Below are 12,652 nucleotides of genomic sequence, written 5' to 3' on the forward strand. Positions count from 1 at the left end.
AGGTTGAAACGGAAAAGCGTTCACCTGCTGCTGGGGATATCCTTGATGATCGCCGTCAGCGGCTGCGGCAGTCCCCAAAAGGTTACGGTTCAAACGCCTGCCGGGCAGCATGAACAACAGCAGCCTCCCGCCGGGGAGCCGGCCGAAACGAAAGAAGACGTGCTGGAGCAATTCAAACTGCTGGCATCGCAGGCGAAGGATGCGGAAGAGACGATTCGATTTTTGGACGACAACATGCCGCAAACGACGCCCGAGCAGGCGGACCGGCTCATTTTGGAGCTCGAGCATTTTTATGACCGGTACCTGCCCAGCTTGAACGACAACTTCGATACGATGCTGTCAAAGCCCGAAACGGCGCAAAAAATGAACGAAATCGGTTACCCGATGAACGTAGACAACATCAAAGGCGACGATACGCTCAAGCAGTGGCTTTTGGACCAAATGGCGGGAGGGCTGGCCCTCGGCAATACGGAAGGCATGTTTTACTGGAAGGTCGATTACAAAAAGCTGCAACGATACAGCCGTTATGTCTCCGGTGATATCCGAAGCTACTTGGCGTTGAAAGCGATGGACTCGGAGAAAAACTATATCGAAGACGGGGCGATCGCGGTCTCGAGGGAAGAGCTCGGCGACCGGATCCTCAAAGCCGAATATTATTTGATCGAGCACCCGCAAGGGCTCCGGGCGAAAGAAGTTTTGCAGATGTACAAATCCTATCTGGATACGTATCTGACCGACTTCCGCTATGACGCCATCGATGACCGGACGTTAAAGCTGCTGCCGGACGTGAAAAAAAGCTACCGAACCTTCGTCAGCGACCATCCCGAGTCCAAGACGGCGATTATCGTGGAAAAGTACCTCGACGCCATAAACCGGAACAACGACGTGATTTACGAAAAAGGAACCGGCGGCATGCAGGGACCGCTCAAAAAAGACATCCAGTCCTTCTGGGATTCCATCGATCTGAAGGTCAACAGCTTGTTCGTATCCTGAAACGAAGGCGCGGAAAATGGTCCGCGTCTTTTTGCTTTTGTCTGAAAAGTTGCGGATTCGACAAACCGGCCCCGAAATATGACTTCATCAGGAAATATATGTATAATCGGATTGGGATCATAAAAAGAATATTCGGATAGGGGAAATCATCGTATGAATGAGGGTTATCAAAAGGGAAACTGGAAAGCGTTCGTCCGATTGGTCCGCGAAACCAAACCTTCCGTTTGGATGCTTTCCGTGGCGGTGCTGCTCAGCGTCATTTCGACTTTGGTCAGCCTCGTGGTTCCGCTGTTTACGAAAGGGCTTGTCGACAGTTTTACGGCCGACAGCATTAAACCGTCCCAAATCGCCATGCTGATCGCCAGCTTCGTCGCTTCCGCCATCTCGGGCGGGATATCGATTTATTTGTTGAACCGCCTTGGACAGGAGGTCGTCGCCAAACTGCGGGAGCGGCTGTGGCAAAAGCTGCTGAAGCTGACGATTCCCTATTACGACAATCACCGCACGGGCGATACGATCAGCCGGATGACCAACGATACGGCCGTGCTCAAAGGGCTGGTGTCCGAGCATGTCACGGGATTTTTTAACGGGGTCATTTCGATGGTCGGGGCGATCGTCATTTTGCTCCTTCTCGATTGGAAAATGACGCTGATCATCCTGGCGGCGATTCCCGTGACCGCGGCCGTGCTCGTGCCGCTTGGACGAATCATGCTGAATATTTCGCGCCGGCTGCAGGACGAAACGGCCGATTTTACGACGATTCTGAATCAGGTGTTGTCCGAAATCCGACTCGTCAAAGCTTCGAACGCCGAGGAACGGGAAAACGCCATGGGAGCGAAGGCGATTGCGGGCTTGCTGAAACTCGGGATCCGCGAAGGGGAAATCCAGGCTTTCATCGGGCCGATCATTTCGTTCGTCATGATGGGCCTGATGGTGCTCATCATCGGATACGGGGGAATGAGGGTTTCCAGCGGCGCCCTTTCCGCGGGCGACCTGGTGGCGTTTATTTTGTATCTGGTGCAGATCATCATGCCGATGAACCAGATTACGATGTTTTTCACGCAGCTCCAAAAATCGGTCGGTGCGACGGAACGCATCGTCGGCATTCTCGAAGACCGCCAGGAAAACGTCAAGGTTGGCAAGGCGTTGACCGGCCCGGTCCAAACGATTCAGCTGGAGCATGTTTATTTTTCGTACGAAAAAGGCGACACCGTCCTTCATGATATCAGCTTCACGTTGGAGCCGGGGAAGGTGACGGCCGTCGTCGGCCCGAGCGGAGGCGGCAAAACGACGCTGTTTTCGATCATCGAGCGTTTTTATCTCCCGGACAGCGGCACGATTCGCGTCGGCGGGCAGGATGTCAGCGAATTTTCGCTGGAGTCCTGGCGCAAACAGATCGGTTACGTTCCCCAGGAAAGTCCGATCGTCGCGGGGACGATCCGCGATAACATATGTTACGGCATGGACCGGGACGTGAGCGATGAGGAACTTAAACAAGCAGCCCATATGGCTTACGCCGATATTTTTATCGACGAGCTGCCCGAAGGGTACGAAACGGAAGTCGGGGAACGCGGGATCAAACTGTCCGGCGGCCAACGCCAGCGGATTTCCATCGCCCGTGCGCTTTTGCGGAACCCGCAGATTTTGATGCTGGACGAGGCGACGTCAAGCCTGGACAGCCAGTCGGAGGTATTCGTGCAAAAAGCGCTGCAAAACCTGATGAAAGGACGCACGACGCTGGTCATTGCCCACCGGCTGTCGACGGTCGTGGATGCGGACCAGATCCTTTTTATCGAAAAAGGACGCATTACGGGCAGGGGAACGCATCAGGAACTCGTCGAAAGCCATCCGATGTACAGGGAGTTTGCCAACCAGCAGCTCCGGATCGCGGATACGGTCCTTCAGGAAGAGGTTTGATCATGATTGACTTTTGCCAAGATGGATTTTATAATCGGTCTATACCCCAAAGGGTATGGTTAACGAGCTGAACTATTTCCGCGCAAATACGAATCTTTCTGCATAAATCGGGCCACCACAGGGACGGCGCTCGGTTTATTTTGACGATGAACATCTACGGTAAAAGGAGGAACATGTATCGATGCTGTGGGTATTGTTCGCTGTTCTTGCCGCAGCGTTTGGCTTATGGGCCGTAAGAGAGCTGCGGCCGGTGAACGGATTGACCTTCATCAGTCCCGAAGAACTGCAGGCGCAACGAGAGAACCGGCAGGACCTGCAAATGCTTGACGTGAGAGACGCGGCCGATTATATCAAGCACCATGTTCCCGGATCGATCAACATTTCTATCGGAAGATTGCCTTACGTTCACCATTCGCAATTAACGTCCGATGAACCGGTGCTGATTTTGGCGGAAAACAGCCGCCAGATCAAAAAAGCGGCGCGCATGCTAAAGCGGTACGGCTTTTTGCGGATATATGCGCCGAGCAACGACCAAGCCGTTTGGAACTGCGGCGTTTGCTGCCGCTCGTAAGGCCGATGCAGATGACCTGGCGTCTCCGCCGGTTTTTTTCTTTGACGTGCCGGACAAGTCGATGCCTTCTGCACGCCCGGTCTTATTTTCCATACGGGAAGGAGCATTCCATTGCAAGTTGTCATGATCGGCCCCTTCATGCTGAAATTTTCGCTGCTCATGCTGGCAGCCTCCGCCGTTTTAGGCTATTTCGCGCCTTTTCTGCTTGTCAGACGCGTGGATCCTGCCGTTCGCAAGCCCGTGATGGACGATCTTACGACGGCCCTTCTGATCGGCATCCTGGTCTGGAAGTTCAGCGTCATCGTGTTTGATATCCAAAGCGTCATTCGTTCGCCGTTGTCTCTCCTGTATTACACGGGCGGGACGGAAGGGATGGCGTTGGCCGCGGCGGTCGCCTTCCTCATTCCGGCGTACAAATGCCTGAAATACCGCAGGCCATGGGCGGTTTATGCCAATACCGCATTGGCTTGGCTAGCCGCAGGAGACGGGATATGGAACTTGCTTCGCGTCTTTTCCGGCCGCGGCGGAGCGGCAGACATCGTTTCGGCGGCCGTTGCCGCCGCCATCGTCGCCTACCAGTTCCGGCAGCGGGAACGGTTGTTCAGCGGGTATCATTTCATCGTTTCGGTCCTCTGGCTGGCGATCGGTATGTTTGCCGCTTCGCTGCTTGGCGCCGCCCCGGATGAAGCTTTTTGGCTGGGTTTTACCGGTTGGCAGCTGTCGCTGATATTCATCATGGTCCTTTCCCTCGTCGTTAAAATCATGTTCGACTTCAAAAGGAAAACGAATCGCACCTAAACCCGAATATGATTCTATATTTCTGCATGAGCCGCGTATGAACGCGGCTTTTTTGGTTCATGCTAGCTATTTTAGGTTCGATTTCATTGACATCGTCCCGGCGAAGTGAATATAATGTGCTTAACAAGTTTAATACATGAACATATGCTCATATTATATTTGCAGATTGGATCGGAGGCATTGCGATGGCTGAAGCAACCGGAAGAGTGAAAAGGGAACTCGTGCTGGACGGCTTGGATTGCGCGAATTGTGCCATGAAAATCGAAGACGGCGTGAAAAAGATGGAGGGAATCGCCTCCTGCTCCGTTAATTTCGTCAAGCAAACGCTGACCTATGAAGCCGACGGCGAAGACGATGAGTTGGCGTCCAAGGTGAAACATAAGATCAAAAAGCTTGAGCCGCACATCAACGTCTTGGATCCCCGAACGAAGCAGGGCGCATCTTCAGGCGTCAGCCGCGGACACGGTCATCCTCACGAACGTGGGCACCATCACGCACACGGGCATGACCATGCGGAAGCGCACGGGGAGGAAGGACATTCCCACGGTCACGACCATGGCCGCGGCGGAACCAGGGTCATGGCTGCGCGGCTGCTCGTCGGTGCGGCGCTGACGGCTGCCGGGATGCTGCTGCAGACGAATGCTTATATCGAACTGGCGATTTTTTTGGTCGCCTATCTCGTTGCCGGCGGGGACATCGTCCTTCAAGCGGTGAAAAATATGTTGCGGGGACAGGTATTCGACGAATATTTTCTCATGTCGCTGGCGACGATCGGCGCTTTTGGCGTCGGGCAATATCCCGAAGGCGTCGCCGTCATGCTGTTCTACCAGCTGGGCGAGATGTTCCAAGGGATTGCGGTAAACCGTTCCCGGAAATCGATCAGCGCCATGATGGACCTGCGGCCTGATTATGCGAACGTAAAAACGGGCGGCGATACGAGACGCGTGTCTCCCGAGGAAGTGCAGGTCGGAGATCATATCGTGGTGAAGCCCGGAGAGAAGGTTCCGCTGGACGGGATCGTCGTCGAAGGCAGCTCGATGGTGGATACGTCGGCATTAACCGGGGAATCGGTTCCGCGAGGCGTTGGGGCCGGCCAGGAGGTGCTGAGCGGGTTCATCAACAAAAACGGCGTATTGACGATTGAAGTCTCCAAGGATTTCGGGGAATCGACGGTTTCGAAAATTTTGGATCTGGTCCAAAACGCGAGCAGCAAAAAGGCGGCTACCGAAAAGTTCATCACCAAATTCGCCAGATATTATACGCCCGTCGTCGTCATCGTAGCGCTGCTGCTGGCGCTGGTTCCGCCGCTTTTCATCCAAGGGGCGAGCTTTGCCGAATGGATCTACCGGGCGCTGATCTTTCTGGTCATCTCCTGTCCGTGCGCGCTGGTGGTATCGATTCCCCTCGGCTTTTTCGGCGGCATCGGGGCGGCATCGAAATCCGGCATTTTGGTGAAAGGAAGCAACTATCTCGAAGCGTTGAACGACGTCAAATATGTCGTATTCGATAAAACCGGAACGCTGACCAAAGGAGCGTTCAAAGTAACGAACATCCATCCGGCGCTCGAAGGGCTGGATGAAGCTGCGCTGCTGGAAATAGCGGCGCATGCCGAATACCATTCCACCCATCCGATCGCGGAATCGATCCGTACGGCGTATGGAAAGGAATTGGATGAGACGCGGATTGAAGGCTACAACGAAATTTCCGGCCATGGCGTTCAAGTGAAGGTCGGCGGCAAGGAAGTATGGGCAGGGAATGCGAAGCTTATGGAGCGGGAAGCCCTTCCCTATGAAAAGCCGGAAACGGCGGGCACGATCGTTCATATCGGCGTAGACGGGCAATATGCCGGGTATATCACGATTTCGGATGAGGTGAAAGAGGACGCGGCGGAGGCGGTCCGTACCTTGAAGGAGATGGGAAAAACGACTGTGATGCTGACGGGAGATGCCCGATCCGTCGGCGATGCCGTCGGCCGTTCGCTTGGCTTGGACGAAATCCATGCCGAACTTCTGCCGCAGCATAAGGTCGAGGAGATCGAAAAGCTGGACGCCCGGAAATCCCCGAAAGAAAAAATCGTGTTCGTCGGCGACGGCATCAACGATACGCCGGTGCTCGCCCGCGCGGATATTGGCGTGGCCATGGGCGGCCTCGGCTCGGATGCGGCGATCGAAGCGGCGGACGTCGTGATCATGACGGATGAGCCTTCCAAGGTGGCGGCCGCCATCCGGATTGCCAAACGCACGCGCGCCATCGTATGGCAAAACATCATTTTTGCGTTAGGCGTAAAAGCTATCTTCCTGCTGCTCGGCGCCTTCGGAATCGCAACGATGTGGGAAGCCGTATTTTCCGACGTCGGGGTTACGCTCCTGGCGGTGCTGAACGCGATGCGGGTGCTGAAAGCAAAAGCTTAATAGTTTTTAAATCATTCGAAGATCGCAGAAAGGACGCTTCGTCTCTCCAAGGGAGACCGGGCGTTCTTTTTTATTGTTGCCAAATGCCCCCTTTTATTGATCCGAATCCCCCTATTTTCAGGAAGGGCTTTCATGAATAATAGAGGTATTCGAATCGCATGAACCTGAAAAAGGAAGATGGGAAAGGGGAACATCGCAATGAATCAAACCGCGAATCCGGAATGGAAGGCCGAATGGATCTGGGGAAGCGGGGAACCGAGTCCGAGGAATGAATGGCGCTGCTTCCGGCGCGCCTTCAAGGCGCAGCATTCCGTACAATCCGCCAGCATCCGCATTAGCGCCGATTCCCGATACGTACTGTACATCGACGGCAAGCCGCTTGGACGGGGGCCCGTGCGTTCCTGGCCTTTCGCCTGGTCTTACGACGAATATGAGATCGGTCATCTGCTGGAACCGGGAAAAGAAACGGTCATCGCCGTACTGGTCATGCATTACGGCATATCCACGTTCCAATACCTCCGCGGGCGCGGAGGACTTTTGGTCCAACTGGACATTCGGAATGCGGAGTCCGGCTTGGATTCCAGCCTGGATTCCGGCGGTCCGCGTCCGCAGGAATGGAGCATCGTCACCGATTCCTCTTGGAAAACGGCAATCCACCGGGGGCATGACCCGAATTCCTCGCGCATTTCCTGCCAAATGGCTTTTACGGAAATCATCGATGCCGCAAAATGGGATGATCGGTGGATCACGGCCGCGTATGACGACAGTGACTGGGAGCAGGCTTCGGTCATTGGCCCCGTTGGCGTGGAGCCGTGGACGAAGCTGGTGCCGAGGGACATTCCTTATTTAACGGAGGAGACCGTTTATCCGTCACGGGTGGAAAGCATGAGCGGCGTGCGCCCGCCCGCTTGGAGCGCGGTCATCGATTTATACGGCATGATGTCGCCGAACAGCGGGGAGCATGCCAACAATGCCGCTTTTTGCGGCTATTTGGCCACACGGGTCATCCTGAACGAAGCGGCTTCCTTTACGATCGGCCTTCCCGATTCGGGCCGCATCGATCCGGTCATTTTCGTCGACGGACAAGAGTGCGCGCCGGAGGAATTTACCGGCGAGGCTCCCGAGCGTTATTTAACGATAACCTTGGAAGCGGGGGAACATCTCCTCCTGATGGACGTTACCGGCGTGAGCCACGGGCATGGCTTTCATCTCGGCTTCGACTGCGCTTCGCCATTTAGGCTTGAGGCCGTAAACGTGCCGAAGGCAGGGAAATCGACGGCAGATCAAAATGCGGGTGAAGCCATGAAGGCCGGGGGAACAGCGGCCGGCGGATCGGGTGCGCAACCCGATCCGCCCGAGTTCAGCTTGATCGGCCCGTTTGATGCGGTGGCTATAATCGATCACCGGCCAACGAGATCCTTGAACCGCGAACATCCGGACTATCAAACGGTTCGAACGGCCGCGTCCGCTTCCGACCTGCAGCCGTACGCAGCCTGGATTCGGCCGGTGGAACCTCCGTTCATAAACCGAAACGACGTTTTTGCTTCTTGCGTCTGGAAAAGGGACGAAGCGGTCCAGAGGATGCCTGCCTCTTTGCAGTTCGCCGCGATTGCAGGCCCGGACGCCGCCGTTCTTCCCGTGCTTCCGGGTAGGGATACCGAGATCGTCATCGATTTCGGAAGGGAATTGTCGGGCTACATCTCATTCGAGCTGGACGCCGCAAGCGGCACCGTGATCGATTTGTACGGCTTCGAGTTCATGAAGGACGGCTGGCGGCAGCACACCTACCAGCTGGATAATACGCTACGTTACCGCTGCCGCGAAGGCAGGCAGGCTTACACGTCTTTGATCCGCCGGGGGCTGCGTTATCTGGCGCTGACCGTGCGGGGAGCCGGCCGGCCCGTCCGCCTGTTCGAGGTGAAAATGATCCAAAGCAACTATCCGGTGGCGAACATCGGCAGCTTCCGCAGCAGCGATACGCTGCTCAATGAAATATGGAGGATCAGTCGTGATACGACCCGCCTATGCATGGAGGACACGTTCGTGGATTGCCCTGCGTACGAGCAGGCCTATTGGGTCGGGGATGCCCGAAATGAAGCGCTGGTCGGCTACTATGCCTTCGGCGCCAAAGAAATCGTCGAGCGCTGCCTGAAGCTTGTGCCGGGTTCGGAGTTCCAAACGCCGCTGTACGCAGATCAAGTGCCGAGCGGCTGGAACAGCGTCATTCCGAACTGGACCTTTTTTTGGGTGACGGCGTGCCTCGAATATTACCGGTATGATGGCCGCGAGGAATTCCTGCACGGGATCTGGCCTCACGTCAAACTCGCGATGGAGCAATATTTGAAGCATATCGACGGGAACGGGCTGTTTTCGTTTGACGGCTGGAATCTTCTGGACTGGGCGCCGTTCGAGCAGCCGAACGAAGGGGTGGTCGCCCCGCAAAATATGTTTTTATGCCGGACGTTGAATCATGCGGCCGAAATAGGGGCCATTGCCGGCGATCAGGAGGGCTCCGCGCGTTTCCGGAAGGAAGCCGACAAGCTGAAAACCTCGATCAACATCCACCTTTGGGATGAGGCGCGGCAGGCGTATGCCGACTGCATCCGCAGGGATGGCGGCTTCTCCGGGACGTTGAGCGCCCAGACGCATGTCGTGGCTTATTTATGCGATATCGCGGATGGGGAAAGGCTGGAAAAAATTGCGTCCCATATTCTTCAGCCGCCGCCGTCCTTCGTCAACATCGGCAGCCCGTTCATGTCTTTCTTTTATTACGAAGCCTTGGCCCGGATGGGACGGCTGGATGTCATGGTCGACGATATGCGCGCGAGTTATGGGATCATGATCGAAAACGGCGCGACGGCATGCTGGGAGATGTACCCGTGGAGCGGATTTTTCAAGGATCCGAGAGTATTGACCCGGAGCCATTGCCATGCGTGGTCCGCCGGACCGGCCTATTTCCTCGGAGCCTATATCCTTGGCGTTCAAGGCGCGAACCCCGGCTGGACCACGGTAAGGGTGGCACCGCAGCCATGCGGGCTGGAACGCGCCTCGGGTTCCGTGCCGCTGCCGGATGGCGGGCGCATCGACGTTTCCTGGCGGACCGAAGGAACGGATCGGTTGATTCTTGCCGTTTCGGCGCCGCCGCAGATTGAAATCCGGACGGTCGCGCCGGAAGGATACGACATGAAGGTTGAGTTTCGTTGAATCGGGTGTCTGGGTGGAAAAAGCGGCGCTTGTACCGATTCCGCATAGTCGATCCGTCTGATGCATGAAAAAACCGCCTCCCGTTAGCGTCGGGAGGCGGTTTTTTGCCGAGGATATCCGTTTATTTGATGTCGTACGGCAGCTCGAACGTCCAGAGGTCGGTTCCGTTTTCTGGCGAGCCGGGGTCATTGACGCCGAAATCATTATCGTTGACGATGACCAGCTTATGTCCGTCCACGAGGGAGATGCCCTCGATTTTTTCGTTCGGGTACTTGAACTCCACGGCATCCAGCACCGTCCGTTTGACCGGCGTTTGAACGCCCATTTGCCGCAGCTCGGTCAAGCTGAGCTGTTCCAGCGTTTTGCCTGCTTGGGAGGCGTCATCGTATTTGCCTAGAACATTCGTGGCGTTGCTTAGGTCGATGGCGAAGATTTTTTTCAGCTGGGCCGCGTCCCCGGCGTTTTTGTCGCGTTCGTCGATGAGAAGCGTATGCTCATTGACCGCAACCAGGTCGGAAATGACGATGTCCGATTGCTTCAAATCTTGAAATTGTCCCGCATCCTCCGTGATGTAGGCATATTCGGCGACCGGTTTCAATGTTGCGAGATCGATTTTCAAAATCCGGAGCGTACGCGAATTGTCCACGCTTTTGTCCGGATTGCGGAGCGGGCTCTGCATGGCCATGAACATCCATTTGCCGTCCGGCGTAATCCCTACGGCTTCCGCGCCGCGGTTTTGGCGGCGGTTCAAATATACGGCAGGCAGGTTGTCCTTAAGCGGCAGCGCGGCCGTGTTTAATGCCGGGTCGATCCCTTTTGGGGCGATCCGCTGCAGCAGGGTGCCGTCGCGTTTGACCTGCACGAGGTAGGGGCCGTATTCGTCGGAAATCCAGAACGTGCCGTCCTGCGGATTATAAGCCAACCCCTCGACGTCGAGGCCGTACGGATCGTATTGAATGACGTTTTGGGCGGCCTTATCGTACGGTACTTCGTCGCGGGATTTCAAGTTTGGCAGGCCCGTAATTTTGTCCGTTCCGTTCACCGGATCTTTGCCGCTGATTTTCAGCGGAATGGTTTCAAGGATATTGATCTTCCCTTGCTCCAACTGGATTTTGTAGATGGAAGGCGTGTAATTCGGAAGCGGGAAGGTGCGCCGCGTTTTGCCGTCAACGTCGATTTCGCCGTTTGGGCCGCGATCGGCCGTGGTGTAAAAGACGTTGTCCGGGTCGCCCGGAATATGGGTCAGCGAGGAGCCGACGCCAAATTTTACGCCTTCCGCCAAATCTTTTTCATGAAGCGTGTATTTTCCCGTCAGCTTCGGTTTATCGGAAAACAAAGCCGTTTTGCTTGCATCATCCCAATCCACGTATTTTCCGAGCAGATCGGCGACGTCGCGCAAAGGCAGGAAAAGGCGATCGTCCTGCAGAACGGCCGGCGTCGACGGCGTGAAGGCTTGTCCGTTGGAGGAATATTTTACTTCCGGAGCGGCCGCATGGGCGGACGGAAGCAGCGCCGAACCGACCGCCAAGGCAGCGATGGCGGAAACGAACCATTTTTTTGTCATGAAACTGACCCCTTTCGAATGATGGCTGAAATATATGTATCATGGTCATTGTATTGAAGTTTTGTTAACGAGGCGTTATCGGGAGATTTGCGCAGGGTAAAATGTGACCTGCTCCCATTACACAGGCATTGCAATTGATTTTTTGATACAATGTAGTCATTGAGAAAGATTCTTAATTGGAGAGAGGGAACGCATAGATGAACATTTCTGAGGCCATTCGCACGCGCCGGAGCATCGGGAAAGTCACCGAAGAAGAGATTCCGGTTTCGAAGATCGAGCAAATTTTGGAGGCGGGCACCTGGGCCCCCAACCACAAAATGACCGAACCTTGGCGCTTTTTCGTGCTGAGGGGCGAGGGACGGAAGGTGCTTGGGGAAGCTTTGGCGGACGTGGCGCTCGCAACCGCAGCCGATCCGTCTTCGCCGGAAGCAGCGGCCGCGGCCGAAGCGGCCAGAGCCAAACCGTTTCGGGCGCCGGTGATCATTACCGTAGCCGTGACGCCTGCCGAGCATGAAAAAGTGATCGAGCTGGAAGAATACGGCGCGGTATTCGCCGCCATTCAAAACATGCTGCTCGAAGCCCACGGATTGGGCCTTGGCGCCATTTGGAGAACCGGAGCCCCGACATACCACGCCAAGATGAACGAGCATTTCGGGCTTGGCGCGAAAGATAAAGTGCTGGGTTTCATTTATTTGGGAGTACCTGTCGAAAAACAGGCGCCACAAGGAAAACGCAAACCGTTCGGAGAACTTACGGTATGGGTCGACGAGGCCGGTCCGCTTCAAAAGTAACATGGGAGCATCAAACCCTAAAGTCATAAAAAAATCCGCGCTTTGGCGCGGATTTTTGGCGTTTTACCCAACGGAAGAGTGGCGAATCCTTCTGGAACTCTACGGACCGCTCTCCGGAACCATTCAAGCCTGCCGGTTCCAAAAACCTTTTTCAACAAGGTAATCATTGTAATCTTCCCCGTCAATCTCGATTTTTCCGCGAAAACGGAAACCGCATTTTTGTATGACCCGATTGGACGGTACATTGCGCAAAAGCGCGATCGCATGCTTCCCTTAACAATACGTCTCCGCAATCGATCCGAAACATGTCTTCGTCCGAATCGCAGTGCCTTTTGGCGTTCATCTTCATGTTCTCCCTCCACAATCTTCATCCTCTTCATCATAACAAGCCGTCGAGCAAAAT

8 protein-coding genes are annotated in these 12,652 nt (G+C 55.3%); 7 read left to right on the forward strand and 1 reads right to left on the reverse strand.

Annotation, left to right across the window (positions count from 1 at the left end):
* Nucleotides 1-3 precede the first annotated feature (3 nt).
* The 6 genes from AC27KL_RS24865 to AC27KL_RS24890 all read left to right on the forward strand — a co-directional run bounded on the left by AC27KL_RS24865 (nucleotide 4) and on the right by AC27KL_RS24890 (nucleotide 9,894).
* Nucleotides 4-993 (forward strand): hypothetical protein, encoded by a 990-nt coding sequence (locus AC27KL_RS24865; protein WP_487171455.1) that lies wholly within the window; start codon nucleotides 4-6, stop codon nucleotides 991-993.
* 153 nt (nucleotides 994-1,146) lie between these two features.
* Nucleotides 1,147-2,910 carry an ABC transporter ATP-binding protein gene (locus AC27KL_RS24870; protein ID WP_487171456.1) on the forward strand — a complete coding sequence of 588 codons (1,764 nt, stop codon included), beginning with the start codon at nucleotides 1,147-1,149 and terminating at the stop codon, nucleotides 2,908-2,910.
* 181 nt (nucleotides 2,911-3,091) lie between these two features.
* Nucleotides 3,092-3,481 carry a rhodanese-like domain-containing protein gene (locus tag AC27KL_RS24875; RefSeq protein ID WP_339320919.1) on the forward strand — a complete coding sequence of 130 codons (390 nt, stop codon included), beginning with the start codon at nucleotides 3,092-3,094 and terminating at the stop codon, nucleotides 3,479-3,481.
* Between the two features lie 111 nt (nucleotides 3,482-3,592).
* Nucleotides 3,593-4,279 carry a hypothetical protein gene (locus AC27KL_RS24880; RefSeq protein ID WP_487171457.1) on the forward strand — a complete coding sequence of 229 codons (687 nt, stop codon included), beginning with the start codon at nucleotides 3,593-3,595 and terminating at the stop codon, nucleotides 4,277-4,279.
* Nucleotides 4,280-4,464: 185 nt separating this feature from the next.
* Nucleotides 4,465-6,690, forward strand: a complete 2,226-nt coding sequence (locus tag AC27KL_RS24885; protein ID WP_487171458.1) for a heavy metal translocating P-type ATPase — start codon at nucleotides 4,465-4,467, stop codon at nucleotides 6,688-6,690.
* A gap of 198 nt (nucleotides 6,691-6,888) precedes the next feature.
* Nucleotides 6,889-9,894 carry a family 78 glycoside hydrolase catalytic domain gene (locus AC27KL_RS24890; RefSeq protein ID WP_487171459.1) on the forward strand — a complete coding sequence of 1,002 codons (3,006 nt, stop codon included), beginning with the start codon at nucleotides 6,889-6,891 and terminating at the stop codon, nucleotides 9,892-9,894.
* Between the two features lie 121 nt (nucleotides 9,895-10,015).
* On the opposite strand, the gene AC27KL_RS24895 is transcribed toward AC27KL_RS24890, so the two are convergent.
* Entirely contained in the window at nucleotides 10,016-11,458 is a 1,443-nt protein-coding gene (locus tag AC27KL_RS24895) for an esterase-like activity of phytase family protein (RefSeq protein WP_487171460.1), read from the reverse strand.
* Nucleotides 11,459-11,655: 197 nt separating this feature from the next.
* On the opposite strand from AC27KL_RS24895, the gene AC27KL_RS24900 reads away from it, so the two are divergent.
* Nucleotides 11,656-12,249, forward strand: a complete 594-nt coding sequence (locus tag AC27KL_RS24900) for a nitroreductase family protein (RefSeq protein ID WP_339320914.1) — start codon at nucleotides 11,656-11,658, stop codon at nucleotides 12,247-12,249.
* Nucleotides 12,250-12,652: the final 403 nt, after the last annotated feature.

The organism is Paenibacillus sp. YAE3, assembly GCF_057546105.1.

What these genes read in the sequence shown, in the direction of transcription:
- AC27KL_RS24885 (WP_487171458.1), top strand. Translation starts at nt 4,465, where the DNA reads ATGGCTGAAGCAACCGGAAGAGTGAAAAGGGAACTCGTGCTGGACGGC.
- AC27KL_RS24900 (WP_339320914.1), top strand. Translation starts at nt 11,656, where the DNA reads ATGAACATTTCTGAGGCCATTCGCACGCGCCGGAGCATCGGGAAAGTC.
- AC27KL_RS24870 (WP_487171456.1), top strand. Translation starts at nt 1,147, where the DNA reads ATGAATGAGGGTTATCAAAAGGGAAACTGGAAAGCGTTCGTCCGATTG.
- AC27KL_RS24895 (WP_487171460.1), bottom strand. Translation starts at nt 11,458, where the DNA reads ATGACAAAAAAATGGTTCGTTTCCGCCATCGCTGCCTTGGCGGTCGGT.
- AC27KL_RS24875 (WP_339320919.1), top strand. Translation starts at nt 3,092, where the DNA reads ATGCTGTGGGTATTGTTCGCTGTTCTTGCCGCAGCGTTTGGCTTATGG.
- AC27KL_RS24890 (WP_487171459.1), top strand. Translation starts at nt 6,889, where the DNA reads ATGAATCAAACCGCGAATCCGGAATGGAAGGCCGAATGGATCTGGGGA.